This window comes from Rhodobium orientis (assembly GCF_003258835.1).
GTDB lineage: Bacteria > Pseudomonadota > Alphaproteobacteria > Rhizobiales > Rhodobiaceae > Rhodobium > Rhodobium orientis.
Genome location: NZ_NPEV01000041.1, coordinates 27,053 through 53,966 on the forward strand (window position 1 = coordinate 27,053; position 26,914 = coordinate 53,966).

At 66.7% G+C, this 26,914-nt stretch carries 34 protein-coding genes; 29 read left to right on the forward strand and 5 right to left on the reverse strand.

Annotated features, from left to right (window positions below; all coding sequences use genetic code 11):
• The first annotated feature begins 4 nt into the window (after window positions 1-4).
• From nifN to pgl, 23 genes are all read left to right on the forward strand, one after another.
• Entirely contained in the window at window positions 5-1,396 is a 1,392-nt protein-coding gene (nifN, locus tag CH339_RS16945; RefSeq protein ID WP_111435559.1) for a nitrogenase iron-molybdenum cofactor biosynthesis protein NifN, read from the forward strand.
• Between the two features lie 2 nt (window positions 1,397-1,398).
• Window positions 1,399-1,887 (forward strand): nitrogen fixation protein NifX, encoded by a 489-nt coding sequence (gene nifX / locus CH339_RS16950; RefSeq protein ID WP_201241085.1) that lies wholly within the window; start codon window positions 1,399-1,401, stop codon window positions 1,885-1,887.
• A gap of 31 nt (window positions 1,888-1,918) precedes the next feature.
• The gene (locus CH339_RS16955; RefSeq protein WP_111435560.1) at window positions 1,919-2,395 is read left to right on the forward strand and encodes a NifX-associated nitrogen fixation protein; all 477 of its coding nucleotides are present in this window, start codon (window positions 1,919-1,921) and stop codon (window positions 2,393-2,395) included.
• A 21-nt stretch (window positions 2,396-2,416) separates the two neighbouring features.
• Window positions 2,417-2,635, forward strand: coding sequence for a CCE_0567 family metalloprotein (locus tag CH339_RS16960; protein WP_111435561.1), 219 nt, complete (start codon window positions 2,417-2,419; stop codon window positions 2,633-2,635).
• Between the two features lie 13 nt (window positions 2,636-2,648).
• Window positions 2,649-2,996, forward strand: coding sequence for a ferredoxin III, nif-specific (gene fdxB / locus CH339_RS16965; RefSeq protein WP_111435562.1), 348 nt, complete (start codon window positions 2,649-2,651; stop codon window positions 2,994-2,996).
• Window positions 2,997-3,046: 50 nt separating this feature from the next.
• Window positions 3,047-3,382: a (2Fe-2S) ferredoxin domain-containing protein gene (locus tag CH339_RS16970; protein WP_111435563.1), complete on the forward strand. Its 336-nt coding sequence runs from the start codon at window positions 3,047-3,049 to the stop codon at window positions 3,380-3,382.
• A 2-nt stretch (window positions 3,383-3,384) separates the two neighbouring features.
• Entirely contained in the window at window positions 3,385-3,810 is a 426-nt protein-coding gene (locus tag CH339_RS16975; RefSeq protein ID WP_111435564.1) for a hypothetical protein, read from the forward strand.
• Window positions 3,811-4,012: 202 nt separating this feature from the next.
• A complete protein-coding gene (locus CH339_RS16980; RefSeq protein WP_111435565.1) occupies window positions 4,013-4,822 on the forward strand; it encodes a TOBE domain-containing protein in 810 nt (269 codons plus the stop codon).
• 60 nt (window positions 4,823-4,882) lie between these two features.
• Window positions 4,883-5,647, forward strand: coding sequence for a molybdate ABC transporter substrate-binding protein (gene modA, locus CH339_RS16985; RefSeq protein WP_111435566.1), 765 nt, complete (start codon window positions 4,883-4,885; stop codon window positions 5,645-5,647).
• 36 nt (window positions 5,648-5,683) lie between these two features.
• Entirely contained in the window at window positions 5,684-6,349 is a 666-nt protein-coding gene (gene modB / locus CH339_RS16990; protein ID WP_111435567.1) for a molybdate ABC transporter permease subunit, read from the forward strand.
• Window positions 6,346-7,461 (forward strand): molybdenum ABC transporter ATP-binding protein, encoded by a 1,116-nt coding sequence (gene modC, locus CH339_RS16995; RefSeq protein ID WP_111435568.1) that lies wholly within the window; start codon window positions 6,346-6,348, stop codon window positions 7,459-7,461. The genes modB and modC overlap by 4 nt, the downstream gene beginning before the upstream one ends.
• Window positions 7,462-7,671: 210 nt before the next feature.
• Window positions 7,672-7,995: a HesB/IscA family protein gene (locus CH339_RS17000; RefSeq protein ID WP_111435591.1), complete on the forward strand. Its 324-nt coding sequence runs from the start codon at window positions 7,672-7,674 to the stop codon at window positions 7,993-7,995.
• 35 nt (window positions 7,996-8,030) lie between these two features.
• A complete protein-coding gene (gene nifU, locus CH339_RS17005) occupies window positions 8,031-8,969 on the forward strand; it encodes a Fe-S cluster assembly protein NifU (protein ID WP_111435569.1) in 939 nt (312 codons plus the stop codon).
• Between the two features lie 26 nt (window positions 8,970-8,995).
• Window positions 8,996-10,204 (forward strand): cysteine desulfurase NifS, encoded by a 1,209-nt coding sequence (nifS, locus tag CH339_RS17010; protein ID WP_111435592.1) that lies wholly within the window; start codon window positions 8,996-8,998, stop codon window positions 10,202-10,204.
• Window positions 10,205-10,214: 10 nt separating this feature from the next.
• Window positions 10,215-11,360, forward strand: a complete 1,146-nt coding sequence (nifV, locus tag CH339_RS17015) for a homocitrate synthase (RefSeq protein ID WP_111435570.1) — start codon at window positions 10,215-10,217, stop codon at window positions 11,358-11,360.
• A 4-nt stretch (window positions 11,361-11,364) separates the two neighbouring features.
• Window positions 11,365-12,090 carry a serine O-acetyltransferase gene (gene cysE / locus CH339_RS17020; protein ID WP_111435571.1) on the forward strand — a complete coding sequence of 242 codons (726 nt, stop codon included), beginning with the start codon at window positions 11,365-11,367 and terminating at the stop codon, window positions 12,088-12,090.
• The gene (locus CH339_RS17025; protein WP_146610220.1) at window positions 12,083-12,643 is read left to right on the forward strand and encodes a hypothetical protein; all 561 of its coding nucleotides are present in this window, start codon (window positions 12,083-12,085) and stop codon (window positions 12,641-12,643) included. The genes cysE and CH339_RS17025 overlap by 8 nt, the downstream gene beginning before the upstream one ends.
• The gene (gene nifW / locus CH339_RS17030) at window positions 12,640-12,960 is read left to right on the forward strand and encodes a nitrogenase-stabilizing/protective protein NifW (protein WP_111435573.1); all 321 of its coding nucleotides are present in this window, start codon (window positions 12,640-12,642) and stop codon (window positions 12,958-12,960) included. The genes CH339_RS17025 and nifW overlap by 4 nt, the downstream gene beginning before the upstream one ends.
• 9 nt (window positions 12,961-12,969) lie before the next feature.
• Window positions 12,970-13,458 (forward strand): nitrogen fixation protein NifZ, encoded by a 489-nt coding sequence (locus CH339_RS17035; protein WP_111435574.1) that lies wholly within the window; start codon window positions 12,970-12,972, stop codon window positions 13,456-13,458.
• Window positions 13,455-14,360, forward strand: a complete 906-nt coding sequence (nifM, locus tag CH339_RS17040; RefSeq protein WP_111435575.1) for a nitrogen fixation protein NifM — start codon at window positions 13,455-13,457, stop codon at window positions 14,358-14,360. The genes CH339_RS17035 and nifM overlap by 4 nt, the downstream gene beginning before the upstream one ends.
• Window positions 14,361-14,364: 4 nt before the next feature.
• Complete coding sequence (locus tag CH339_RS17045) at window positions 14,365-15,387, forward strand: FAD-dependent oxidoreductase (RefSeq protein WP_111435576.1); 1,023 nt, start codon at window positions 14,365-14,367, stop codon at window positions 15,385-15,387.
• 151 nt (window positions 15,388-15,538) lie between these two features.
• On the forward strand, window positions 15,539-17,011 hold the full coding sequence (zwf, locus tag CH339_RS17050; protein WP_111435577.1) for a glucose-6-phosphate dehydrogenase: 1,473 nt from the start codon (window positions 15,539-15,541) through the stop codon (window positions 17,009-17,011).
• Window positions 17,008-17,700: a 6-phosphogluconolactonase gene (pgl, locus tag CH339_RS17055; RefSeq protein WP_201241086.1), complete on the forward strand. Its 693-nt coding sequence runs from the start codon at window positions 17,008-17,010 to the stop codon at window positions 17,698-17,700. Before zwf ends, pgl begins: the two co-directional genes overlap by 4 nt.
• Window positions 17,701-17,703: 3 nt before the next feature.
• Here pgl and phnX read toward each other — a convergent pair whose 3' ends face one another.
• From phnX to CH339_RS17075, 4 genes are all read right to left on the reverse strand, one after another.
• A complete protein-coding gene (gene phnX / locus CH339_RS17060) occupies window positions 17,704-18,519 on the reverse strand; it encodes a phosphonoacetaldehyde hydrolase (RefSeq protein WP_111435578.1) in 816 nt (271 codons plus the stop codon).
• A gap of 64 nt (window positions 18,520-18,583) precedes the next feature.
• Window positions 18,584-19,120 (reverse strand): c-type cytochrome, encoded by a 537-nt coding sequence (locus CH339_RS17065; protein ID WP_170138565.1) that lies wholly within the window; start codon window positions 19,118-19,120, stop codon window positions 18,584-18,586.
• Window positions 19,107-19,592 carry a DUF411 domain-containing protein gene (locus tag CH339_RS17070; protein ID WP_244669203.1) on the reverse strand — a complete coding sequence of 162 codons (486 nt, stop codon included), beginning with the start codon at window positions 19,590-19,592 and terminating at the stop codon, window positions 19,107-19,109. The genes CH339_RS17065 and CH339_RS17070 overlap by 14 nt, the downstream gene beginning before the upstream one ends.
• Window positions 19,593-19,724: 132 nt before the next feature.
• Entirely contained in the window at window positions 19,725-20,099 is a 375-nt protein-coding gene (locus CH339_RS17075; protein WP_146610221.1) for a hypothetical protein, read from the reverse strand.
• Window positions 20,100-20,265: 166 nt separating this feature from the next.
• Here CH339_RS17075 and hypA point away from each other — a divergent pair, with 166 nt between their 5' ends.
• The 6 genes from hypA to CH339_RS17105 all read left to right on the forward strand — a co-directional run bounded on the left by hypA (window position 20,266) and on the right by CH339_RS17105 (window position 25,754).
• Entirely contained in the window at window positions 20,266-20,607 is a 342-nt protein-coding gene (gene hypA / locus CH339_RS17080; protein ID WP_111435595.1) for a hydrogenase maturation nickel metallochaperone HypA, read from the forward strand.
• On the forward strand, window positions 20,607-21,500 hold the full coding sequence (gene hypB / locus CH339_RS17085; protein WP_111435581.1) for a hydrogenase nickel incorporation protein HypB: 894 nt from the start codon (window positions 20,607-20,609) through the stop codon (window positions 21,498-21,500). Before hypA ends, hypB begins: the two co-directional genes overlap by 1 nt.
• Before the next feature lie 22 nt (window positions 21,501-21,522).
• Complete coding sequence (locus tag CH339_RS17090) at window positions 21,523-21,756, forward strand: HypC/HybG/HupF family hydrogenase formation chaperone (RefSeq protein WP_111435582.1); 234 nt, start codon at window positions 21,523-21,525, stop codon at window positions 21,754-21,756.
• Between the two features lie 13 nt (window positions 21,757-21,769).
• Entirely contained in the window at window positions 21,770-22,915 is a 1,146-nt protein-coding gene (gene hypD / locus CH339_RS17095) for a hydrogenase formation protein HypD (protein ID WP_111435583.1), read from the forward strand.
• Window positions 22,912-23,964, forward strand: a complete 1,053-nt coding sequence (gene hypE / locus CH339_RS17100; protein WP_111435584.1) for a hydrogenase expression/formation protein HypE — start codon at window positions 22,912-22,914, stop codon at window positions 23,962-23,964. Before hypD ends, hypE begins: the two co-directional genes overlap by 4 nt.
• A gap of 113 nt (window positions 23,965-24,077) precedes the next feature.
• Window positions 24,078-25,754, forward strand: a complete 1,677-nt coding sequence (locus CH339_RS17105) for a hydrogenase maturation protein (RefSeq protein WP_111435585.1) — start codon at window positions 24,078-24,080, stop codon at window positions 25,752-25,754.
• 140 nt (window positions 25,755-25,894) lie between these two features.
• On the opposite strand, the gene CH339_RS17110 is transcribed toward CH339_RS17105, so the two are convergent.
• On the reverse strand, window positions 25,895-26,800 hold the full coding sequence (locus tag CH339_RS17110; RefSeq protein WP_111435586.1) for a hypothetical protein: 906 nt from the start codon (window positions 26,798-26,800) through the stop codon (window positions 25,895-25,897).
• Window positions 26,801-26,914 lie beyond the last annotated feature (114 nt).

Genomic DNA, 26,914 nt, shown 5'->3' on the forward strand with positions numbered 1-26,914 from the left:
GCGGATGGCCGAGATCGTCAAACGCAACAAGGCGCTTGCCGTCAGCCCCCTGAAGGCAAGCCAGACCATGGGCGCCGCGCTCGCCTTCCTCGGCATCAAGGACACCATCGCGATGCTGCACGGGGCGCAGGGCTGCACCGCCTATGGCAAGATTTTCCTGATCGGCCATTTCCGCGAGCCCGTGCCCCTGCAGACCACGGCGATGGACCAGGTGTCGACCGTCATGGGCGCCGATACGAACGTCATCGACGGCCTTGCCACCATCTGCGGCAAGAACGCCCCGGCGCTGATCGGCCTGCCGACGACGGGCCTTGCCGAAACCGAAGGCTCCGACACCGCCGGTTCCGTCAACGTCTTTCGCAAGAAGCACCCGGAGCACGACGGCACGGCCATCGTCGCGGTGGAGACGCCGGACTATGCCGGCTCGCTGGAAGCCGGATTCGCCAAGGCCGTCGCCGCGATGATCGACAAGCTGGTGCCGGAGGCCGAGACAAAGGGCGGCGATCCGGCATCGGACCGCGTCACCGTCCTCGTCAACGGCGCGCTGTCGCCGGGCGACATCGAAGAGGTCAAGGAGATCGTCGAGGCGTTCGGCCTGGCCCCCGTCGTCCTGCCCGACCTTTCCGGCAGCCTCGACGGCCACCTCGCCGATGCGGATTTTTCGCCGCTGACGACCGGCGGCACGGACATCGCCGAATTCGCCCGCCTCCACGAGGCCCGCGCGACGCTGGTCATCGGTCAGAGCCTTTCCCATGCCGCCGACCTTTTGGCGCAGCGCACCGGCGTTCCGGAGCATCGCTTCGCGCATCTGATGGGCCTCGATGCGGTCGACGCCTTCGTCGATGCCCTGCGCCGGGTCTCCGGACGCGATGTGCCGGCGCGGCTTTCCCGCCAGCGCTCTCAACTCCAGGACGCCATGCTCGACGCCCATTTCCATCTTGGCATGGTGAAGATGGCCGTTGCCGCCGATCCGGACCTTTTGAAGGCCTATGGCGATCTCGTTACCGGCATGGGTGCCGAGCTTGCCGTTGCGGTCGCGCCGTCGAACGCGCCGGTGCTGAAGTCCGTGCCGTCTGAGGCGGTCAAGATCGGCGACCTGGAAGACCTTGAAAAGCTGTCGCGCGCGGCCGGCGTCGACCTCGTCATCGGCAACGCGCACTGCGCGGCGACGGCCGAACGGCTGGGCGTGCCGCTGCACCGGGCGGGCTTTCCGCAATTCGACCGCATGGGCGCGCCGGCGAAGGTTTCCGTCGGCTATCGCGGCAGCCGGCAGGTGCTGTTCGATCTCGGCAACCTGATGATCGAGGCGGAGCCGGCGACCATCGCCCCCTATCGCTCGATCTATGCGCAGGACGGCGCCGACGATGCGGCCAGCTCAGTGGCAGAAGGACTGTGACCATGGCAGGCGCGCGGCTCGCCCGCAGATTGACGCTGGTGGAAGATTTCGACGGGGACGGCTTCATGGAAAAGGCCCTGAAGGTGGCATTCGCCACCACCGACCAGACCCATGTGGATCAGCATTTCGGCTCGGCCGTCAGGTTCGCCGTCTACCACGTGACCATGGACGAGGCGCGGATTGCCGAGGCCATCGCCTTTGAGGCAGCCAGCCAGGACGGCAACGAGGACAAGCTGGCCGCGCGCATCGCGGCGCTCACCGGCTGCGCGGCGGTCTACTGCCAGGCGGTCGGCGCCTCGGCGATCGCGCAACTGAAGAAGGTCGGGGTGCAGCCGCTGAAGGTGGCGCCCGGCACGCCGATCAAGGCGCAGCTTGCCCAGTTGCAGCAGGAGCTGCGCGAGGGGCCGGCGCTGTGGATCGTGCGCGCCCTTTCCGAGGAGCGCGATCCGAACCGGTTCGACGACATGGAGGCGGAAGGCTGGAGCGAATAGCGCCCGGCGCCGCCACAACGGGGAGACTTCGATGAACGATTTCATGGAGATGGTGGTGACGCCGGACGATCCGTCGCTGGCGACGCCGTTTGCGACCGAAATGCTGCGCCAGATGCGCGCCGTCGACAGCTACGGCACCTGGGACAATGCCGGCGACCACGAGATCCTCGATCCCTTCGTGATGACCAAGGAGCGCAAGCGCGAGGTGCCGGTGATCGGCGATCCGGACGAGCTGGTGCTGGCCCGTGTGAAGGCCTGGTACAACGCGCTGTCGGCCTCCATCGAGGCCGAAACCGGCCTGATGGCTGTGCCCATGGTCAACCTCACCCATGAGGGCTTCGGGCGCGCGATCATCGCCGTCGGCCGGCTGATCGTCGTCGACAGGAACCTGCGCGACGTCCACCGCTTCGGCTTCAAGTCGCTGGACGCCATGTGCGAGGAGGCGACGAAGATCGTCGCCAAGGCGGTCGCGCTCATCGAAGAGCATCGCGACGTCGCCAAGCTGTAATTCCGTGAGGGAGATCTGGATATGGACGAGGAGGCGCTGAAGGCGCTGCGCAAGGCTTCCAAGAGGGCCAAGCGGATCGCCGGCGAAAAGGCCATGGAGCTGCACGACCTGGTCGAGGACCGGCTGCCGGCGGCCTATGAGGAACTGCCGCGGGTGGCCGAGGAGACCTATGCGGCGTGCAAGGAATGGGCGGAGGCGGAAGCCGCGTTGCAGGACGCCGAAGGCGCGACCGCGAGCTGAGGGATTTGATGACATGACTGCAATTACCGGCCTGACGCTCGGCGGCATCGAATGGGTGCCGCAGTTCGTCCTGGAACTCGACCCCAAGAATTGCATCGGCTGCGGCCGCTGCTTCAGGGTCTGCGCCCGCGACGTCTTGGAACTGGTGGAGCGCGAAAGCCTCGGCCTTGCCGATGACGACGAGGATGACGACGACGATCCGTTCGGCGATGACGACGATGACGATGACGGCTTTTCCGACGACACCTCGATGGTGATGTCGCTGAAGAACCGGCTCGACTGCATCGGCTGCGAGGCCTGCTCGCGGATATGCCCGAAGAACTGTTTCACCCACGGATCGGCCGCCGCTGTCGCGGCCTGAGCTCGGCCCCTCCGGCCGAGCGAACCCTCACACCTCAAGGAATTTCTGTCATGCTTCCGAAACCGGAAAAGCACGTCTTCGTCTGCGCCCAGTCGCGCGAGCCCGGCCATCCGTTCGGAAGCTGCGCGGAGAACAAGGCGGAGGACACCTTCATGCTGTTTCTCGCCGAGGTGAAGGCGCGGGCGCTCGAAGGCCGGGTGCAGGTGACCAACAGCGGCTGCCTCGGCGGTCCCTGCGCCGAAGGCCCGACCGTCGTCGTCTATCCGGACGGGGTGAAATACCGCAACGTCCGGGAGCCGGAGGATATCGCCGCGATCTTCGAGGAGCACCTGCTTGCCGGCGCGCCCGTCGCCCGGCTTCAGGTCGCGACCGAGGGCTGGGGCTGACCATGGCGGCAGATCCGTTCCAGGCGAACCGGGTGATCCTCATCCACAAGCAGCCGACCAGCGCGCGGATCCGCTTCTTCCTGCACGACACCGGCAGCATCTGCGGCTTCTCTCCCTTGCCGGAGGGGGCCGCGATGGCGATGCACGGCGGCGGCGTGGTGGCGTTTCCCGGAACGATCGTGACTGCCGCCGCCGAGCGCCTCGGCCTCGATACCGCCGATCTTGCCGCCGAGCCCGGCTTTGCCGCCACCGTCGATGCCGACGGTGGCCAGATTGCCGTCCACCTCGCCCGCTTCACCGCTATCGATCCGCCGTTCGAGATGACCGACGACTGGGGCGGCAAATTCATCGAGCTGACCGAGGCGCGCAGCCTGCCGCCGGTCGAGCTGCAGCTCCTGCGCGACGCCTACGAGGCGCTGATCGGCTGACGGCCCAGCCGGACAATCTTGTCAGCTTTGCGACAAAGATTCGGGTGACGGCCGCGACACCACGGTGTTTCCGGTCATCTTACTGACACTCTGAATCGGTGGGAATTCCCGGAAATCCGGTCATTTTCCCAATTGGCACAAAGGCTGCATTCCGGTCAGGTGTTGACATGCCAACCGTTATGCAGTCGAAGTAAATAACGCCATGACCACCGACACGAACGTTCTCACACCTGTCCTGTCTTTCCTCGATGCCGAGGGGCACCGCGCCGGCGAAGACCGGTTCCGGCTGATCGACGCCATCGATCGGCTGGGGTCGATCTCGGCCGCCGCCCGCGACCAGGGGCTCAGCTACAAGGGCGCCTGGGACGCGGTCAATGCCCTCAACAACCTGTTCTCAAAGCCGCTCGTCGTTGCCCGCCCCGGCGGCCGGCACGGCGGCGGTGCCGAGGTCACGCGGGAGGGGCGGCGCGCGATTGCCGCCCACAAGCTTCTGACCGAACGGCTGGGTACCGTCCTTGCCGACCTCGACGCCGCGCTTTCCGGCACTGCCGACGGCGGCCTCAGTCCCCTTTTGTGGAGTTTCGCCATGAAGACCAGCGCCCGGAACACCTATTACGGCATCGTCAGCCATGTGCAGGCCGGCGCCGTAAATTCGGAGATCTCGCTCGACATTTCCGAGGAGACGACGCTGACGGCGATCATCACCAACCAGAGCGCCATCTCGCTCGGCATCCATCCGGGCCGCGAGGTGTTCGCGCTGATCAAGGCTTCGACGCCGATCCTGATGCGCGCGGACGAGACCGCCAGGACCTCGGCCCGCAACCGCATCTGCGGCACCGTCGCCGCGGTCACCCCCGGCGCGGTCAACACCGAGGTCGTCATCGACATCGGCGCCGGCAAGACGCTCGTCGCCATCGTCACCAAGGCGAGCGCGGAGGACCTGGAATTCCAGCCGGGCGAGCGCGCCTGCGCCCTCATCAAGGCCTCCCACATCATTCTCGGCGTCGACTGATCCGTCCTCCCAACGGTCCGTCGAGTGTCGCGTCGCCCAACCCAACCACAGGAGTTTCTCATGTTTTTGAAATCGACCGCCCGCTTCGGCCGGGCCACCCTTCTTGCCGCCCTCGTGGCCGGCATCTCCGCCCCGGCGCTTGCCGGCGAGGTCAAGGTCGCCGTTGCGGCCAACTTCACGGCCGCCGCCAAGGATATCGGCGCGGCGTTCAAGTCCGAGACCGGCCACGACGCCGTGCTCTCCTTCGGCTCCACCGGCAAGCTCTACACCCAGATCGCCAATGGCGCGCCGTTCGAAGTGTTCCTCGCCGCCGACCAGGCGCGGCCGGAAAAGACCGAGAAGGAGGGCCTCGCCGTCGACGGCAGCCGCTTCACCTACGCCGTCGGCAAGATCGTGCTCTACAGCCTTGATCCGGACCTCGTCGACGACGGCGGCAAAGTGCTGGAAGGCGACGGCTTCACCCGGCTTGCCGTCGCCAATCCCAAGACCGCGCCCTATGGAACTGCGGCCGTGGAAGCGCTGAAGGGGCTCGGTCTCTACGATACGGTCGAGAGCCGGCTCGTCTTTGGCGAGAATATCGGCCAGACCTTCCAGTTCGTCGCCACCGGCAACGCCCAGCTCGGCTTCGTCGCGCTCTCCCAGATCGCCGGCAACGATGACGGGTCCCGCTGGGCGGTTCCGGGGGACCTTTACAAGCCGATCCGCCAGGACGCCGTGCTTCTCAAGACCGGTGCCGACAGCGAGGCGGCCGCGGCCTTCCTATCCTTCCTTAAGGGATCGTCCGCGGCCGCCATCATTGAAGGGTATGGCTACGGCGTGGAATAACCATAGGCGGGACAGGCAAAACGGAGCGGGCATCCAATGTGGGAAGCGGTCATCCTGACGGTAAAGCTGGCGACGATCACCACGGCGGTGCTTCTCGTCGTCGGCACGCCGATCGCTTGGTGGCTCGCCCGCTCCACGGCCTGGTGGAAGGAGGCGGTCGGCGCGGTGGTCTCGCTGCCGCTGGTGCTGCCTCCGACCGTGCTCGGCTTCTACCTGCTCATCGCGCTCGCCCCGTCGAGCCCGCTGGGCCAGGGCGCGGCCGCGATCTTTGGCCATACGCTGCCCTTCACCTTCGCCGGCCTAGTCGTTGCCTCGGTGATCTATTCGCTGCCCTTCGTCGTCCAGCCGGTGCGCAACGCCTTTGAGGCGTTCGGCGACCGGCCGCTGGAAGTGGCGGCGACGCTGAGGGCCTCGCCGCTCGACAGCTTCTTCACCGTCGCCCTGCCGCTCGCCCGGCCGGGGCTCTTGACAGGAGCCGTCCTCGGCTTTGCCCATACGGTCGGCGAGTTTGGCGTCGTCCTCATGATCGGCGGCAATATTCCCGGCGAGACCAAGGTGCTCTCCATCGCCATCTACGACTATGTGGAGACGCTGGAATGGGGCAAGGCGCATATCCTGTCGGCCGGCATGCTGGTGTTTTCCTTCCTCGTCATCCTCGTCATGATGGTGACCGAACGGCGGCTGCGGAACCGGCTGACATGAGCTTGTCCGATACCGATACGCCGCCGGAAATCGAAGCAAGATTCCGGGGACGCAGGGGCGCGTTCGACCTCGACGTTGCCTTTTCCTTTCCCGCGCGCGGCATGACGGCGCTCTTCGGGCCCTCCGGCTGCGGCAAGACGACGATCCTTCGCTGCATGGCCGGGCTGGAGCGGATGGAGGAGGGCCGCCTCGTCGTCAACGGGGCGCTCTGGCAGGACGACAAAACCTTCGTTCCGACCCACAAGCGGCCGATCGGCTATGTCTTCCAGGAGGCGAGCCTTTTTGCGCATCTGTCGGTGCGCGAGAACCTTCTCTTCGGCAAGCGGCGGACGCGGGCGACCCGCGCCGGGCTCGACCTCGACGAGGTGGTGCGGCTCCTCGGCCTCACCGACCTTATGGGCCGCTCGCCGCTCAGGCTTTCCGGCGGCGAGCGTCAGCGCGTGGCGATCGGCCGGGCGATCCTGGCGACGCCGGAAATCCTCCTGATGGACGAGCCGCTCGCCGCCCTCGACCGGTTCGCGAAAAACGAGATCCTGCCCTATCTGGAGCGCCTCCACGAGGAGCTGGCGATCCCGGTGCTGTTCGTGACCCACGACCTCCTGGAAGCCGAACGGCTCGCCGACCGCATGGTGCTGATGGACAAGGGCCTCGTTCGCGCCAACGAGCCGATCGACGAACTCCTTGCCGACCCGAGCCTGCCGCTCGCCCGCATGCCGGAGGCGACGGCGGTTCTCACCGGCAAGGTCACCGACATCGACGAGGTCTACGGGCTTTCCACGCTGATGGTCTCCGGCGCGGAGTTCCTCATTCCCGGCAATCTCGGCCCGGTCGGCTCGGTCCGGCGGCTGCGCGTCGCCGCGTCCGATGTTGGCCTCACCCGGTCGCGGGCGAGCGGCGGCTCCAGCATCCTCAACGGCCCGGTCGCGCGCATCACCGATGTGCAGCCGATGGGCGACTTCCAGATGACGGTGTTCTTGAAGATCGGCCCGGGCGGGCGCGGCGCACCGCTGCTTGCCCGCATCACCCGGAAGTCCTGGGACACGCTCGGGCTCGAGGTCGGCGACCTCGTCCATGCGCTGATCAAGAGTGCGGCGCTGGCGAAGGATGTGTAGGGAAAACGACGGCGGGCGGACGAACTGCGCCCGCTTGTCGCAGCAGCGACATATGCCGGTTCGCTGAATTGTCGTAAAGGCGACAACGGCCCGGCGATGCGAAATTCGCTGAAATCCCGCAGTTTCAACGCTTTAAGAAAGCCTTAAACGGCTGGCACGGCTCTTGCTGATCTTCTCCCGACATCACTCCACGGGATGAGGACCGAGCCCATGCTGACCCTGACCGACAAGGCCCGCGAGACCATCGACCGGCTGATCGCCTCCGCCGACCAACCGCTGACCGGCCTGAAGATCGCGGTCAATTCGGGCGGCTGCTCGGGCCTGCAATACGGCATGGCGCTGGTCGAGACGCCGGCCGCCGACGACCAGGTCGTCGATTGCAACGGCACCAAGGTCTATGTCGATCCGCTGAGCGTGGAAATCCTCTCCGGCACGACCATCGATTTCGTCGAAAGCCTGGAAGGCTCCGGCTTCACCTTCGACAATCCGAACGCGGCGTCCAAATGCGCCTGCGGCAAGAGCTTCGCCGCCTAGAGCATCCCCTCCTTCAGCAACAGCGAGACGACGCCATGTGGGACTATTCCGAGACCGTCAAGGAACACTTCTACAACCCGCGCAATGCCGGCGCGATCGATGGCGCCAACGCCACCGGCGACGTCGGCTCGCTGTCCTGCGGCGACGCGCTGCGCCTGACGCTGAAGGTCAATCCCGACACCGAGGTGATCGAGGATGCCGGCTTCCAGACCTTCGGCTGCGGCTCGGCGATCGCGTCCTCTTCGGCGCTGACGGAAATCATCAAGGGCATGACCCTGGAAGAGGCCTTGAAGGTCTCCAACCAGGACATCGCCGACTATCTCGACGGCCTGCCGCCGGAAAAGATGCACTGCTCGGTGATGGGCCGGGAAGCGTTGCAGGCGGCCGTTGCCGACTACAAGGGCGAGGAGTGGAAGGACGACCACGAGGAAGGCGCGCTGATCTGCAAGTGCTTTGCCGTCGATGCCGTCCTCATCGAGGAGACCGTGCGCGCCAACGGGCTGACGACGGTCGAGGAGGTCGCCCACTACACCAAGGCCGGCGGCGGCTGCGCCTCCTGCCATGAGGGCATCGAGGAGATCCTTGCCAAGGTGCTGGCCGAGGCCGGCGCGACCTTCGATCCGGAAGCCGCGCCCAAGCCCGTCGTGGAAGCGACGCCAGCGGCTCTCGTTGCCGGCATGACCGGCGTCCAGCGCATCAAGAAGATCGATGAGGTGATCGAGAGCCTGCGCCCCATGCTGCAGGCCGATGCGGGCGACGTGGAGCTGGTCGAGGTCATGGAGGACAAGGTCTACGTCAACATGAAGGGCGCCTGCATCAACTGCCAGCTCGCCTCGGTCACCCTCAACGGCATCCAGGAAAAGCTGGTGGAGGAACTCGGCGAGTTCATCCGCGTCATTCCGGCGAGCCAGCTTGCCAAGGGCCCGGCGAAGAAGCCGGCGATGGTGCCGCTCGGCGAGCTGGTGCAGTCATGACCGCGCATATGACCATGGGGACGACGATGGACGGTATCTATCTCGACAACAACGCGACCACCCGCGTCGACGACGAGGTGGTGACGGCGATGCTGCCCTATTTCACCGAGCAGTTCGGCAATCCGTCGTCCATGCATCAGTTCGGCAACCGGGTCGGCCACGCGCTGAAGACGGCGCGGGGGCAGATCCAGGAGCTGATCGGCGCCGCCCATGACAGCGAGATCATCTTCACCTCCTGCGGCACGGAATCGGACTCCACGGCAATCCTGTCGGCGCTCAGGGCGCAGCCGAACCGACGCGAGATCATCACCACGAATGTCGAGCATCCGGCGGTGCTGGCGCTCTGCGAGCACCTGGAAAAGGACGGCTACATCGTCCACTACCTGAAGGTGGACATGAAGGGCCGGCTCGACCTTCGCGAATACCAGGCTCTCTTGTCCGACAAGGTCGCCATCGCCTCCATCATGTGGGCGAACAACGAGACCGGCACCCTTTTCCCGGTCAAGAAGATGGCCGAGATGGCCTTCGATGCCGGCGTCATGTTCCACACCGACGCCGTGCAGGCCGTTGGCAAGGTGCCGATCGACCTGAAGAGGACCGCGATCAGCATGCTGTCGATCTCCGGCCACAAGCTGCACGCCCCGAAGGGCATCGGCGTTCTTTACCTGCGCCGCGGCGTCCGCTTCCGGCCGATGCTGCGCGGCGGCCACCAGGAGCGCGGCCGGCGTGCCGGCACGGAGAACTCGGCCTTCATCGTCGGCCTCGGCAAGGCCGCGGAACTGGCGCTTCAGCACATGGAGGAGGAGCAGACGCGGGTGCGCGATCTGCGCGACCGGCTGGAGGAGGGGATCCTTTCCGCCGTGCCGCATTGCTTCGTCACCGGCGATCCGGACCACCGGCTGCCGAACACCTGCAACATCGCCTTTGAGTTCATAGAGGGCGAGGCGATCCTGATGCTGATGAACAAGCTCGGCATCGCGGCGTCCTCCGGCTCGGCCTGCACCTCCGGCTCGTTGGAGCCGTCCCATGTGATGCGGGCGATGGACATCCCCTATACGGCCGCCCACGGCTCGATCCGCTTCTCGCTGTCGCGGCACAACACGGAGGCCGAGATCGATCGGGTCATCGAGGCGATCCCGCCGATCGTCGCCCAGCTCAGGAAACTCTCGCCCTATTGGGGTGCTGACGGCCCGGTGGAGAACCCGGAAGCCGCCTTCGCGCCGGCCTATTCGTGAGGATGCGGTGATGGATCATGCGCCCGTGATCATCGACGACACCACGCTGCGCGACGGCGAGCAGACCGCGGGCGTTGCCTTTTCCGCGGAGGAAAAGCTGGAAATCGCCACAAGGCTCGACCGGCTCGGCGTGCCGGAGCTGGAAGTCGGCATTCCCGCGATGGGCCCGGCGGAACGCGAGACCATTCGGGCGATCGCCGATCTCGGCCTTTCTGCCGATCTCCTCGTCTGGTGCCGGATGGCGCCGGCCGATCTCGCCGCCGCCGAGGGTCTCGGCGTTTCCATCATCGACCTCTCCATCCCGGTCTCCGACCAGCAGATCCGCCACAAGCTCGGCCGCGACCGCGACGAGGTGCTGGCGCGCATCGCCGACATGGTGCCGAAGGCGCTCGACGCCGGTTTCGAGGTCTGCATCGGCGGCGAGGATTCGTCCCGCGCCGATATCGAGTTCCTGCTTCAGGTGCTGGACGCGGCCGCCAAGGCCGGCGCCCGCCGGTTCCGCTTCGCCGACACTGTCGGCATCCTGGAGCCCTTCGCCACCGCCGCCATCTTCCAGCGCCTGCGGGCTGCCACCGATCTCGAACTGGAAATGCACGCCCATGACGATTTCGGGCTGGCGACGGCGAACTCGCTGGCCGCGGCCCAGCACGGCGCGACCCATGTCAACACCACGGTCAACGGGCTTGGCGAGCGCGCCGGCAACGCGCCGCTGGAAGAGTTCGTCATGGGGATGAAACACCTTTACCAGCGCGACACGGGCGTGACGCTCGCCGACTTCTCCGCGCTCTCCGATCTGGTCGCTGAGGCCTCGGGCCGGCCGGTGCCCTTGCAGAAGTCGATCATCGGTACGGCGGTCTACACCCATGAGGCCGGCATCCATGTGGATGGGCTTCTGAAAAACCCGCTCAACTACCAGGGCCTCGATCCGGCGGAGATCGGCCGCTGCCACGAGGTCGTGCTCGGCAAGCATTCCGGCACCCGGGCCGTCCAGCATGCCTTCGACGGGCTCGGCGTGCCGCTGACCCGGGACGAGGCGGAGACGGTGCTCGCCCGCATCCGCACCTTTGCGGAGACGCGCAAGCGCTCGCCGACGCCGCTCGACCTTCTCGACATGCACCGCGACGCGAGCCGCGACATCACCGTGGAGATCGGATAACGGCATGGGCCTTTGGCGCGACATCCGGGAGGACATTTCCTGCGTTTTCGAACGCGACCCGGCCGCGCGCTCCACGCTTGAGGTCATGGCCACCTATCCGGGCGTCCATGCCCTCATCTGGCACCGCATCGCCCATCGCCTGTGGAAGCGGGGCCACCGGTTCCTCGGCCGCTTCATCTCCTGGGTCGGCCGGCTCCTCACCAATGTGGACATCCATCCGGGCGCAACCATCGGCAAGAAATTCTTCATCGACCACGGCGCCGGCGTCGTCATCGGCGAGACGGCGGAAATCGGCGATGGCGTCACGCTCTATCACGGCGTGACGCTCGGCGGGACGACCTGGAACAAGGGCAAGCGGCACCCAACGCTGGAAGACAACGTCGTCGTCGGGGCCGGCGCCAAGGTGCTGGGCGCCATCCGCATCGGCTGCAATTCCAAGGTCGGGGCGAATTCGGTGGTCGTCTCCAACGTGCCGTCGGGCTCGACCGTCGTCGGCGTTCCCGGGCGCGTGGTGAGGAAGTCCAAGAAGGTCGCCTATTTCAATCCGCACGGCATCGACCTCAACCACCACCTCATTCCCGACCCGGTGGCCGAGGCCATCTCCTGCCTCGTCAAGCGGATCGACGAACTGGAAGGCCAACTCGGCAAGAAGGCCGATGCTGACGAGTGCGACGATTGCACGGCCCATGACGTCTGCGAACCTCCGGTGCGGGAGGCGTCCCATGGCTGAGACTGCCGCTATGCGCAGCGAGGCGCCGACAGTCGACCTCCTCGACATGTCCGGGACGGAGCTTTATTTCGACGAGCCCGTGGCGCCGGAGATCGCCGCGCTTCTGGAAGAGGCGCGCTCAGGCGTCGAGCCCGACGTGGCCGAGGCGCTCCTGAAAGAGGCGCTTCACCGCGCGCCGGATGATCTCACCGTCATCGTCGCCATCTACCGCTTCTACTATTTCCGCCACGACTATGCGGCGACCCTTGAGATCGCCGACCTCGCCATGCAGGCCGCCGGCCGTCGCCTCAACGTTCCCGGCGACTGGCGGGCGCTGACGGCAGCCGACATCGACCGGGCCGGCGCCGCCAACATGGCGCTGCTGAGGTTCTATCTCTGGGCGCTGAAGGGGGCCGGCTATCTCCTGATGCGGCTGGGCCGTATGGAAGAGGCGATCGCACCGCTTGAAACCCTTTGCCGGCTGGACGTTGCCGACCGCATCGGCGGCGCCGGACTGCTTGAGCTTGCCCGCGAGACCATCGACACCCCCGACCGAGAGAGGACGGACCGTTGAGAAACGACGAACTGGAAGCCGAACTCGAAGATCTCTCCAGCGCGGAGGATTTCCTCGATTTCTTCGAGGTTCCCTACGATTCGCAGGTGGTTTTCGTCAATCGGCTGCACATCCTGCAGCGGTTCCACGACTATCTGGAGGCCGACAAGGAAGGTCCGAGCGGCGAGGAAGGCTGGATTGGCTACTACACTCGCCACCTGACCACGGCCTATCAGGACTTCGTTGCCTCCGATGCGCGGACGGAAAAGGTCTTCAAGGTCTTCAACGCCCAGGATCCCAAGCCGGTCTTCGTGCCGCTCGACACCCTCTTGAAATAGGTTTTGTCCATGGAGCCGCCCCGTTTCGATTATGGCGATGAAGTCCGGGTCGTGCGCAATCTGCGTAACGACGGCACCTTTCCGGGCGAGGCGACCGGCGCGCTCTTGGTGCGTCGCGGCTCGACCGGGGTCGTGCGCGATATCGGCACCTTCCTGCAGGACCAGGTCATCTACACCGTCCACTTCACCGACAGCGATAAGCTTGTCGGCTGCCGTGACCGGGAACTGATCGGCGGCGAGGAGCCGTGGGTGCCGAGCCTTTTCGAGTTCGGCGACAAGGTCGTCGCTTCTATCACCCTCGGCATCAACGGCGATGTGGTCGCCGCCAAGGGCGATCCGGGCGAGATCCTGAAGGTGGTGCGCGATGCGCCGGGGGGCGTTGCCTATCATGTGCGGTTCCGCGGACGCACGCTGCAGGTGCCGGAAACGGCGCTGGCGGCCGCGCCGGGCGAGGAGACTGCGCCGGACGACGAGACGGTCGAAGAGGGGGCGGAATGACGGGCGTCCTGGCTCACCACCTGATGCGCGCCGCGCTCGCCCGCTACGGCAAGCGCTACGATCAGCTCGACGGCGCCGAACAACGCCGCGCCGATGCCGATGCGCGCCACGCCATGCGCGTGGAGGCGCTGGTGCTGGAAAGCGCCGAGGCGGCCGGAGTCGTCATCCCGGAGCGTTCGCTGACCCAGACCTGCGAGGAAGTGGCAGCCCGCTACGAAAGCCCGGAGGCCTTGGCCGCCGACCTTGCTGCCAACGGCCTGACGCCGGCCGACCTTCGCACTGCCCTTGAGCGAGAACTGATGGTGGAGACCGTCCTTGAAAAGGTTGCGTCGATGACACCGGAAGCGAGCGAGGCCGAGATCCGCGCCTGGTACGACGCCCATCCGATGAAGTTCCAGGCGCCGGAGACCCGCACCGTCCGGCACATCCTCGTCACCATCAACGACGACATTCCCGAAAACCGTCGTGCTGCCGCGCGGGCGCGGATCGACGCGCTGAAGGTCGATCTTTCCGGCGTGACGCCGGAGGACCTCGGCGCGCGGTTCGCCGACCTTGCCCTTCGCCACTCCGAATGCCCGAGCGCGCTGGAAGGCGGGCGGCTCGGCCGGGTGCCCGCCGGAAAGCTCTATCCGGAGATCGACCGGGTGCTGTTCGCGCTTGCCGAGGGCAGCGTCGGCGATGTGGTGGAGACGGAGGCCGGGTTCCACATCGTCTATTGCGAGATCGTGCATCCGGCGGGGCAGGTGCCTTTTGCCGAGGTGCGCGACAAGATCGCCGAGGCGATGATGAAAAAACGCCGCGAAAAAACCCAGACCAACTGGATGGCGGCATTGCTGAAGGGAGCGGCGCCGGAACGGGCGAAGTCAAAGGCGGACCTAGAGGTTCTTGGCAGAACGGTGTAGCGCGATGGTGAAACTTTCCAGGCGGCATTTCCTCGTCACGGGCGCGGCTGCGGTCGGCGCCCTTGCGGCGGCTCCTTTCGTCTCCCGCCTCGGGAGCGGCGCCCGCGTCCTCGTCATCGGCGGCGGGCCGGGCGGTGTTGCCGCGGCAACGGCGATCAGGGCGGCAGAACCCTCGGCCTCGGTCGTCATGATCGAGCGCGATCCGAAGCGGTTGGCGCCCGGCGCCTACCGCTCCTTCGTCTCCGCGTCGCGCCAGGGCGGCGATTTTGCAGCGCTTGCCGCCAACGGCATCGAGCTCGCCATCGACGACATCCGCGGCATCGACTGGGGGGGCAGGCGCGCCGAGGCGCTGAGCGGCCGGGCGTTTTCCTTCGACCGGGTCGTGTTGGCGCCGGGCATTTCCATGCGCGAGGAGGGCATCGAGGGTTACGACCGGGCCGCAAGCATCGCCTTTCCGCACGGTTGGACCGACCGCCAGGGCGCGGCGGAACTGGCCGCCCAGGTGCGGGCGATGGCGGACGGCGGCACGGTCGTCATCCGCGTTCCCGCCGGGCGCATGCGGTTCCCCGAGGGTCCCTATCGGCGGGCAGGCGAGATCGCGACCTACCTTGCCGAGGACAAACCGAAGGCGCGGGTGGTGATGGTCGACGAATCTGACGCAACGCCGGCGCGGCGCGCGCGCGTGGCGGCCTTGGCAGCGCGATTCGGCGACCGGTTCGACCATCTGGATGCCACTGCCTTCCGGCGCGTCGTCGCCGTCGACCGGGAGAGGCGCCGGCTGATTGGCACCAATGGCACCGTCCATGGTGACGTCATCAACTTCATCCCGGCCCAGGCGGCCGGGCGCATCGCCCGGGTCTCCGGACTTGCCGGTGCGGACGGCTGGTGCCCGGTCGCGGCGGAGACACGGCGTTCGGCGATGCGGCCGGATGCCTTCCTTCTCGGCGATGCGGCGTCCGTCCCCGGCCTCGAAATGGGCGTCGGCGACTTCGCGGCGGCGGCAGAGGCGATCGCGAAAACGGTCTGACGCCGGGGCGAAATGCGGCGCGGAACGGGTCCTTCTGCGGTCCCGTTTTGCGTCCGCCATTGACGTTCGGGTCCCGGCACCACAGGTTCTGGGTCTGACGCCTGCCTCTTGGCAGGCGTTTCTTGCCGTCTTCCCAAGGACCCCACCGCCCATGTCTTTGAACATCAACCCCGTCGAGGCGTTCGACCTCGTCGTTTTCGGCATCACTGGCGACCTTGCCCACCGCAAGATCCTGCCGGCTCTCTGCCACCGCTTTTCCATCGGCCAGATCCCCAAGGAAACGCGGATCATCGGCGTTGCCCGCGGCGAGAAGTCGAAGGAGCAGTTTCACGCTGAGATGGCCGAAGCGCTCGACAAGCACCTTCCGAAGGGGCGGTGCGATGACCAGTGCGTCAAGGATTTCCTCGACTGCTTCCACTATGTGAAGCTCGACGTGCTCGGCGAGGATGGCTGGCAGGAGCTGAAGGACCTGCTCAATGAGCGGCCGAACCCGGTCCGCGCCTTCTATCTTTCCGTCGCCCCGTCCCTGTTCGCCGAGATCTCGGTGCGCCTGGGCAAGTCGGGGATCGCCACAGAGGGCAGCCGGATCGTCCTGGAAAAGCCCTTCGGGCACGACCTGCAATCGGCAAAGGACCTCAACGCCCGGCTCAAGAGCTGCTTCGACGAGTGCCAGATCTACCGGATCGACCATTATCTCGGGAAAGAGACGGTGCAGAACCTGATGGCCCTGCGTTTTGCCAATGCGCTCTTCGAGCCGCTCTGGAATTCCCAGCACATCGACCATGTGCAGATCACGGTCGCCGAGACCCTCGGCATTGCCGGGCGCGGCGGCTACTACGACCATGCCGGCGCCATGCGCGACATGGTGCAGAACCACATGATGCAGGTGATGTGCCTGATCGCCATGGAACCACCGGCGCGGTTCGACGCGGATTCGGTGCGCGACGAAAAGCTGAAGGTGATCAAGGCGCTCGATCCGCTCGACATCCGCAACACCGTGCGCGGCCAGTACCGGGCCGGCAATGGCGGCGGGAGCTATCGCGAGGAAGCGGAAAACCCGGACAGCATGACGGAAAGCGCCGTCGCGCTGAAGGCGGCGATCTCCAACTGGCGCTGGTCGGGCGTGCCCTTCTATCTGCGCACCGGCAAGCGGCTCAGGGCGCACGTCTCGGAGATCATGATCAAGTTCAAGGAGCCGCCGCACAACATCTTCGAGCAGTCGCGGCCGGCCGAGGGCAACGCGCTGATCCTGCGCCTGCAGCCGGGCGAGGGCATCACCCTGATGATGACCATCAAGGAGCCGGGCTCCGGCGGCATGCGGTTCCTGCGCGTGCCCCTCGACATGAGCTTTGCGGAAACGCTGGGCGGACGGACGGGCGTCCTCGGCAACGCCTATGAGCGGCTGATCATGGACGTCATCCGTGGCGACCAGACCCTGTTCATGCGCGGTGACGAGGCGGAGGCGGCCTGGGCCTGGGTCGATCCGGTGATCGCCGCCTGGCAGGAAAGCGGCGAACGCCCGCAGCCCTATGACGCGCTCGGCTCCGGGCCGGAGGCAGCGCTGGCGCTGATGCACCGCGACGGGCGGGAATGGCGCGAGATCGAGACCGAGCCCGACGCATGAGCGTGCGGGTCGTCCCCTATCCGGACCGGGCGGCCGAAATGGCGGGCCTTGCCGAGACGGTCGCCAGAGAACTCGCCGCCGCATTGGAGGACAAGGGTCGTGCGAGCCTTGCCGTTCCCGGCGGCACCACGCCGGGGCCGTTCCTGACGGCGCTCTCCGGCGTCGATCTCGACTGGGCGCGCATCGACGTCATGCTCACCGATGAGCGCTTCGTGCCGCCGACCTCGGAGCGCTCCAACACGCGGCTCCTGAAAGAAACGCTCTTTCGCGACCGGGCGGCGTGCGCCGCGCTGGTGCCGCTCTTTGCCGACGTCGAGACCCCTGAGGCGGCGGTCGCGGAACTGTCGAGCGATGTTTCCGCCGCTCTGCCGCTCGATGTCTGCGTCCTCGGCATGGGGGCGGACATGCACACCGCCTCGCTGTTTCCCGGTGCCGACCGGCTGAAAGAGGCGCTCGATCCGGAAACGGACGCCATTTTGATGTCGATGCGTGCGGACGGCGCCGGCGAGCCGCGCATCACCCTGACGGTAAGGGTGCTGCGCGCAGCGGCCAATCTCCATGTGCTGATTGCCGGGGAAGAGAAAAAGCACGCCCTGGAGCGGGCGATGGCGGGAACGGACTGGTCCGAAGCGCCGGTACGCGCGGTGCTGTCCGCCCCGACCTCTGTAACCGTGCACTACGCCGATTGAGGGTCAGGAAATCCTCGGCCGCTCACCGGACGCCATGCGCTGTTCGATCTCGTCCATCACGGGCATCAGGTCGGCGACGGTGTCGATGACGTAGTCGGCATCGGCGAGCACACTGCCGGCCTTCTCGCGCAAGGCCTGGCGGTCGCTATCTCTGAGGGCGCCATATTCCTCCGCCGACAGCCCGGCCTCGTTGCCGGAGAGCGCGACACCGACGGTCCAGGAGCCGGCGGCGCGGCCCTCCGTGATGCCGGGCGCGGTGTCGTCGACCTTGACGACGGAGGCGGCCGGCCAGACGCAGAGATCCAGAAAGCAGCGATACATCATCAGCGGCGTCGGCCGGCCTTCCGGCACGTCGTCGGCGCAGACGAGGTTGTCGGGGGCATATCCCTGATCTGCTGCGCGCGGCAGCACCCCCTCCATGACGGAGCGGGTGTAGCCGGTGGTCGAGCCGATCTTCAGGCCGCCCGCGCGAAGGGCGGCGACTGTCTCCGCCGCGCCGGGGATGAGGTCGGCATAGTCCGGCACGACGGCGCTCACCCGCGGCACGTAGAGTTTGTAGACCTCGTTCGCGGCCGCCTCGTCGAAGGGCGCGCCGCCATGGGCCTCGCGCCAGGCATCGGCAATGTGCGGCATGGCGCCGAGCGCCCTGATGTGGTCGAGCTTCGGCAGGCCCATGGGCTTTCGCGCGTCGGCGATGGAGATCGGTACGCCGAACTCGGAAAAGACGTCGACGAAGGCGCCCATCGGTGCGCTCGATCCGAAGTCGACCATGGTGCCGGCCCAGTCGAAGACGGCGGCCTTGAGGTGCTTGTAGGTCATGGAACCCGGCTGTGGCTGGAAGGGGCCGGCGGGAGCGCCGGCCGAAACGGTACGTCAGCCGTTGCTACCACGGTTTGCGGTAGGTTTCATGGCAGGCGTTGCAGGTCTTGGCGATCTTCTTGAAAGTATCCGCCGCCGGGACGACCCTGGCGACCTCGGCCGACAGGCGGATGCCCTCCGGCGCGCCCTTGCCGGCGTTCTTTGCCAGCTCCTTGCCGAGGCTCTTCAGGTCCTTGGCGCGCGAGGTGAAATCCGGCCAATCCTCCCAGATCACCGGCAGCGCATCGGAGGGGTGCTGCAGGCTGTCCTTGGGAAAGAGCGCCGTCATATCCGCGCCCGCATGGGCATGGATATGCTTGCCCGCGGCCTTCACGACGGCCTTTTCGTAGGGGACCTCGCCCTTGAACATCGGGGTCACCCTCTTCATGGTGTCCTTCAGTTCCTGCATCACGTCCATGCGCTCCTTGACGATGCCCTTGGCCTCGGAATGGGCGAGGGAGGGCGGATCGTCCGAGACGATGGCCGCCGCCGCGAGGGCGACGGCCACCAGGACCATTCCGGCCGCGCCGAGGCGCAGCCGTCCGTTCCTATTTTCCGACACTATAGAACACCTTGGACTCGCTACCGCCGCCGAATGTGACGACATCATAACGAGCATCCGGGTCGTCGCCCATCCCCGGCGAGCCGTAGGGCATGCCGGGCACGGCAATGCCGCGCACCTTCGGGCGCTCCGAGAGCAGCTTGCGGATCGCCGGCACCGGCACATGGCCCTCGATGACATAGCCGTCGACCATCGCCGTGTGGCAGGAGGTGAGTTCGTCCGGCACGCCGACCTGCTCTTTCGGCGCCATGATGTCGTCGGTGTCGGTCGCGGTGACGTTGAAGCCGGCCTCCTTCATGATGTCGACCCAGAGGTGGCAGCAGCCGCAGGTCGGCGACTTGTAGACATGCATTTCCGGCATCTCGGCGGCCGTCGAGGCGACCGGGAGGGCGAACAGGACGCCGGCAACGGCAGCCCCGAGGACGCTGCGGCGGGTCGTTGCGGAAAGGCGGGGGGTGAGATGTGCGTTCATGGTTTCAGATCCTTGGCGCGGATGCCCGGGCCTTGCTTCGGCCTTCGGGCGCGTCGCGCGATTGGGCGGCCGTATCGTGGGCCAGCCTCAGAGGTCATTGGAATTGGTTTGGAATCGTCTTCGGTGTCGCGCTCAGGCGGCGCGTGGCGGCTTCAGCGGTATCGCCGGGGCGCGTCCGAAGGCCTGGTCGTCGGCCCGGGCATAGGCAGGGGTGCCGGCGCAAAGCCGAGGCATGGTGGCCGCGGGAAGGGGGATGCCGGCATCGACCGCGCAGGCATGGGCGGCGGGCGACGGCTGGCAGCAGTTCCAGGGATCGGCCGCCGTGACGGTCGGGCCGGTCATCCGGTCGCCGGAGATGGCGCCGAGAGCATCTGCGTCGGGAGCATGGTGCATGGCCGCGTGGCTTGCAGGCGCTGCAATGTTCGCCCTGCTGGCCATGGCAAGATGGCCGGCGGCGCTGAAGACGAGCGCAAAACTCAGAATGAGGGACATAACGCGGCGGAGCATGGGTGCCTTTCTAGCGCCGGAATGGGTCGACGCCAAGGCGGCGGGCCTCCGCAACATTCCCGATGCGGCGCTTTTACCCGGTCGCTTTGCGGGAAAAAATCCGCAAAGCCACTCTAAACGGGAAGGCGTTTTGCTTATATACTCGTATCGTCATATGAGCCGCGACATGCATGAGATGTCCCTGACCGCGAGCCTGATGGAGATCGTCGCCGAGACGGCGCGGCGGGAGGGCTTTGACCGGGTGACGGTGGTGCGGCTGGAGATCGGCGCGCTGTCGCATGTCTCGCCGGAGGCGATGGAATTCTGCTTTTCCGCCGTTGCCGGCGGCACGGTGGCGGAGGGCGCGGAACTCGATATCGTGCGCATTCCGGCAAAGGCCTGGTGCCTCGACTGCGCCAAATCGGTGCCGATCGCGGAGCGATACGATCCCTGCCCCCATTGCGGCGGGCACCAATTGCAGCCGACGAGCGGCGAGGAACTGAAGCTCAAGGAACTGGAGGTGGCGTGATGTGTACGGTCTGCGGATGCGGTAACCCGGACAAGCCCGGCAAGGAGGGCGAGCACAGCCATGACCACGCCCATGATCATCAACACGATCACGACCATGGGCATCACCACCACCACGACCATGAGCACGGTCACGACCATTCCCACGCCCATTCCCATGGCGCCGACGGCACCATCGATTTCGGCGCCGGACCGGCGGGCGTCCATGTCGCGGGGCTCTCCCAGGAGCGGATCGTCAGGATCGAGCAGGACATCTTCGCCAAGAACGATGCCTATGCGGCCGACAACCGGCGCTATTTCGCCCGCACCCGCACGCTGGTCCTCAACCTCGTCTCCTCGCCCGGCGCCGGCAAGACGACGTTGCTTGTCCGCGCGATCGAGGACCTGAAGGAAAAGCTGCCGATCGCCGTCATCGAGGGCGACCAGCAGACCTCCAACGACGCCGACCGGATCCGCGAGACCGGCGTTGCGGCCGTGCAGGTCAACACCGGCAAGGGCTGCCATCTCGATGCCCATATGGTCGGCCACGCGCTCGACGACATGCCGCTCACCCCGGGGGGTGTGCTCTTCATCGAGAATGTCGGCAACCTCGTCTGCCCGGCCGGCTTCGACCTCGGCGAGGCGCACAAGGTGGTGATCCTCTCCGTCACCGAGGGCGAGGACAAGCCGATCAAGTATCCGGATATGTTCGCGGTCTCCGACCTGATGGTGATCAACAAGACCGACCTGCTGCCGCACGTCGATTTCGACGTGGCAAGGGCCGTCGACTACGCTCGCAAGGTCAATCCGCGGATCGAGGTCGTGGAAGTCTCGGCGCGCACGGGCGAGGGGCTTCGCGCGCTCACTGACTGGATCACGGCGCGTCTTGTGGGTGTGGCGAAGGCCGCCGAATAGGCTTTTCGGAAAGGACCGTTTCATGTGCCTGGCGCTTCCGGCGGAAGTCACCGAGCTCCTTGGCGACGACATGGCGCGCGTCAGCCTCGACGGCGTCGGCAAGGAGATTTCCATCGCACTGGTGCCGGATGTGGTGGTCGGCGACTACGTCATCCTCCATGTGGGCTATGCGCTGTCGAAGCTCGACAAGGCCGAGGCGGAAAAGACCCTGGCGCTGTTCGCCGAGGCGGGGCTGACCTCGGACGCGGCGCAATGAAAGCCTTCAGCGCATGAAATTCGTCGACGAATATCGCGACGGTGAGCTGGCAAAGAAGCTGGCCTCCCGGATCGCCGCATCGGTGCGGCCGGACCGGGAGTACGCCTTCATGGAATTCTGCGGCGGCCACACCCACGCCATCTCGCGCTACGGGGTGGAGGACCTTTTGCCGGCGAACGTCCGCATGGTCCACGGCCCCGGCTGCCCGGTCTGCGTGTTGCCGGTCGGGCGCATCGACACCGCCATCCGGCTCGCCCGGAACCCCAGCGTTACGCTCTGCACCTATGGCGACTTGATGCGGGTGCCGGGCTCGAACGGCACCAGCCTGATGAAAGCCAAAGCGGAAGGTGCCGACATCCGCATGGTCTATTCCACGCTCGATGCGCTGAGGATCGCCGAAGCGGAGCCGGCGCGCGAGGTGGTGTTCTTTGCCATCGGCTTCGAGACGACGACGCCGCCGACGGCGGTCGCCATCAAGCTGGCCGAGAAGAAGGGCCTCAACAACTTCACCGTCTTCTGCAACCATGTGCTGACGCCGTCGGCGATCCAGAACATCCTGGAAAGCCCGGATGTGCGCGATCTCGGAACCGTGCAGATCGACGGCTTCGTCGGCCCGGCGCACGTCTCCACCGTCATCGGCACCGAGCCCTACGCGTTTTTTGCCGAGGAGTTTCAAAAGCCGGTGGTGATCGCCGGCTTCGAGCCGCTCGACGTGCTGCAGGCCGTCGCCATGCTCATCGACCAGGTGAACGAGGACCGGCACGAGGTGGAGAACGAATACACCCGTGCCGTGACCGCCGAGGGCAATGCGGTCGCCAAGGCCGAGGTCGCCGAGGTCTTCGAGCTGCGCCGCTCGTTCGAGTGGCGCGGGCTCGGCGAGGTGCCCTACAGCGCCCTGAAGCTCAAAGCCAAATACGCCGCGTTCGATGCCGAGGCGCGGTTCGATCTTCAATACATCCCGGCCGACGACAATCCGGCCTGCGAGTGCGGGGCGATCCTGCGCGGCGTCAAGGAGCCGGCCGAATGCAAGCTCTTCGGCACGGTCTGCACGCCGGAAACGCCGATGGGCTCCTGCATGGTCTCCTCGGAGGGCGCCTGCGCGGCGCACTGGACCTATGGCCGGTTCCGCGCCGCTTCGCGGGTCAAGAGGGCCTCATGAACCGCCCGGAAAAGCCCTTTCGGCGCAAGCTCGATATCAAAAACGGCCGGGTCGACCTCTCGCACGGCGCCGGCGGGCGGGCGATGGCCCAGCTTGTCGCCGACCTCTTCGTTGCCGCCTTCGACAACGACATGCTTTCCGCCGGCAACGACCAGGCCGCCTTCGACGTCTCTGAAGGCCGGATGGTGATGACGACCGACGGCTATGTGGTCTCGCCGCTGTTCTTTCCCGGCGGCGACATCGGCTCGCTTTCCGTCCACGGCACGATCAACGACGTGGCAATGGCAGGCGCCAGGCCGCTCTATCTCTCGGCGAGCTTCATCATCGAGGAAGGCTTTGCGCTCTCCGACCTTTCTCGGATCGTCGGCTCGATGGCGGCGGCGGCGCGCGATGCCAGGGTCAAGATCGTTACCGGCGACACCAAGGTGGTGGAGCGGGGCAAGGCCGACGGCGTTTTCATTTCGACCACCGGCGTCGGCGTCGTGCCGGAGGGGCTCAACCTTTCCGCCGATGCGGCGCGGCCGGGCGACAAGGTGCTGTTGTCCGGCACCATCGGCGACCACGGCATTGCCGTCATGTCGAAGCGGGAGAACCTGACCTTCGACACCGAAATCCTGTCGGATTCCGCTGCGCTCCACGGACTCGTCGCGGCGATGGTTGCCGCCGGCGGTCCGGGTCTCCGGCTGATGCGCGATCCGACCCGGGGCGGACTTGCGGCGACCCTCAACGAGGTGGCGGCGTCTTCCGGCGTCGGATTCAAGCTTGAGGAGGCGGCGATCCCGGTGCGGCCCCAGGTCCATGCGGCCTGCGAGTTCCTCGGCCTCGATCCGCTCTATGTGGCCAATGAGGGAAAGCTCGTTGCCGTCGTTGCGCCGGACCATGCCGAGGCGGTGCTTACGGCCATGAGGGCGCATCCGCTCGGGCTCGACGCTGCGCCGATCGGCGAGGTCGTCGCCGACGACAACCGCTTCGTCCAGCTCACCACCGCCTTCGGCGGCGGGCGCATCGTCGATTGGCTCTCCGGCGACCAGCTTCCGCGCATCTGCTGAGGGCTCCGGCTCGCCCGCGGTTGCAAAAGCCGGCGGAACGTGGTGCGAAGAGCAGAAGGCCTGTCGCCGATCACGTTGCGGGAATGTCTCCCGCCCCGGAGTTCCCTCGCCGCATGCGCGTTCTGTTCCTTGTCCACAGCTTTAACAGCCTTGCCCAGCGGCTCTTCGTGGAACTTTCAGAGCACGGCATGGAGGTTTCGGTCGAGTTCGACATCAACGATGCGGTGACCCGTGAGGCGGTCGCCCTCTTCAAGCCCGATGTGGTGCTGGCGCCGTTCCTGAAGCGGGCGATCCCGGAGGACGTCTTTACCGCCGTGCCGTGCCTCATCGTCCATCCGGGCGTGCGCGGCGACCGCGGCCCCTCGGCCCTCGACTGGGCGATTCTGAGGCGGGAGAAGCTCTGGGGTGTGACGATCCTGCAGGCCGAGGCCGAGCTGGACGCCGGACCGGTCTGGACCTGGCGCGAATTCGCCATGCGGCCGGCGGCCAAGTCGAGCCTCTACCGCAATGAGGTGACCGAGGCAGCCGTCGAGGCGGTGATGGAAGCGCTGGCGATGATCGCCGTCGGCGACTTTTCGCCGGAGCGGCGCTCGCGCGGCAGCGACTGGGAGGTGACGGGCGTCGCCAACCCGCTCTGCCGCCAGGGCGACCGGACCATCGACTGGCAGCGGGATTCCACTCTCAGGGTGCTGCGCAAGATCCGCTCCGCCGACGGATCGCCGGGCCTGCTCGACGACATCGAGGGAACGCCCTTCTACCACTACGACGTCCATCCGGCCGAAGGGCTGACCGGCGAGCCGGGCGCGCTGATCGCCCGCTCCGGCAATGCCATCGCTCGGGCAACGCGCACTGGCGCGATCTGGATCGGGCATCTGAGGGCGACGGCAGACGGCTCCCTGAAGCTGCCGGCGGTGCGGGTGCTCGGCGCGCGGGCGGCGCAGCTCCCGGAGGTGCCGGACGGCTATCGCGAGATTTCCTACACCGAGGCGGGCGACGTCGGGTTCCTGGAATTTTCCTTCTACAACGGGGCGATGTCGACCGATCAGTGCCGGCGGCTCAAGGATGCCTATATCGAGGCGTTGTCCCGCCCGACCAAGGTCCTGGTCTTGACCGGCGGGCCGGACACCTGGTCGAACGGGCTCCATCTCGGCGTCATCGAGGCAGCGGACAGTCCGGCCGACGAGTCGCTCGCCAATATCGAGGCGATGGATGACCTCTGCCGGGCGATCGTCACCACCACGGACCGGCTGGTGATATCGGCCGTTCGCGGCAATGCCGGGGCCGGCGGCGTCTTTATGGCGCTTGCCGCCGACGAGGTCTGGGCGCGCTCCGGCGTCGTCCTCAATCCCCACTACAAGGACATGGGCAACCTCTACGGTTCCGAATACTGGACCTATCTGTTGCCGAAGCGGGTCGGCGCGGAGAATGCGGAGCGGATCGCGGCGGCGCGGCTTCCCATGGGCGTTGCCGAGGCGGTGCGGCTTGGGCTCGTCGACAAGGCATTGACCGGGGATCCGGTCGCGCTTGACGATGAAATCCTGCAGGAGGCGACGGCGCTGGCGGCAACGCCCGGCCTTGCCCAGCGCATCTGGGACAAGCGTATGTCACGGGCGCGCGATGAGGCGGACAGGCCGCTTGCCGATTACCGGGCCGAAGAGATCGAGAAGATGAAGCTGAACTTCTACGGCTTCGATCCGAGCTACCACGTCGCCCGCAACAATTTCATCCGCAAGGTGCCGAAATCGCGCACGCCGCTGACGCTGGCGCGCCATCGCTCCACAAAAGCCTGAGGCCGAAAAGAAATGCCGGCGCGACGGGTGAGATCGCGCCGGCTTTGACCCGCGTTTGCGGTGGCCTTCCCCCCGGATGCCGCCACGCGCGCGGGCTCATGCCGGGCTTTCGCGGGGGGAAAGCCCGACACAGTGTCTCGTTATTGCGCCGGCATCTGCGGCGGTTGTCCGTAGCCTGCCGGCGGCTGGCCGTATCCCGCCGGGGGCTGACCATATCCTGCCGGGGGCTGGCCATACCCTGCCGGGGGCTGCTGCATCCGTTGGCCTTGCGGCATCTGGCCCTGCGGCGGGGTCGGCGGCTCGATCTTGTTGAAACCGGCCGGCACCTCGAACAGGGCTGTATCGGGCTTGCCGGGGCGGATGTTGCGCAGCTCGCGGACCATGCCGCCCGGCATGTTCTCATAGACGCTGAGGGCGTATTCCGGATCGTAGAGGATCGTGCCGGTGACATAGCGCCCGTCCGGCGAGCGGAACGAGATCTCCCAGCGCTCCACCGTGCGGCCGCCGAAATCCTCCTTGTTCTGGAGCGCGGCCTGCATGACCGAGCCGTCGGGCATGGCCTGGCGCATCGGCATCTTGCGATTGGCGTCCCACCAGATGCGGATCGGCTTCGGCGCGCCCTTGGGCGTCACCTCCCAGACCTCGACCTCGGTGCCGCCGAGCTGTTCGGTGGCGACCTTCTCGCAGCCGACATCGTCGGACGGCTCGCAAGGAACGGTCTGCGGGCCCATCGATGCGCCGGCGCCGGACGGCGGCAGCGTCATTTCCATGTAGGTGCGCTCGTCGGGAAAGACGATGCGGGCGATGCCCTCCTTGGGCAGGCGGATTTCGATCACCCGTCGGCCCTGGTGGAGCGAGTCCATCCGCACGCCATCGTCGGAGACGTAGAGCGTGCCGCTCTGGACGCCGCGCTGGGGCATGGTGATGACCGCATCGGCGGTGAATTCGGTGGTGGCGCCGGCGGTCTCCGCCGCCGCGACTGCCCCGGCACTGAGAAGGCTCAGCGCTCCCATCAGCAGTCCGGTGCCTGGTCCCTTGATCTGCATAGCCTCGCCTTTCCTGTCGTTGCAAAGATCGGTCGGACAGGGCGCTTCGTGGTGACGGTGAGGCGCCCGGACGCGAGCCCGCCGCGAGGTGGCGCGGCGGGTCGCAAGGTTTGG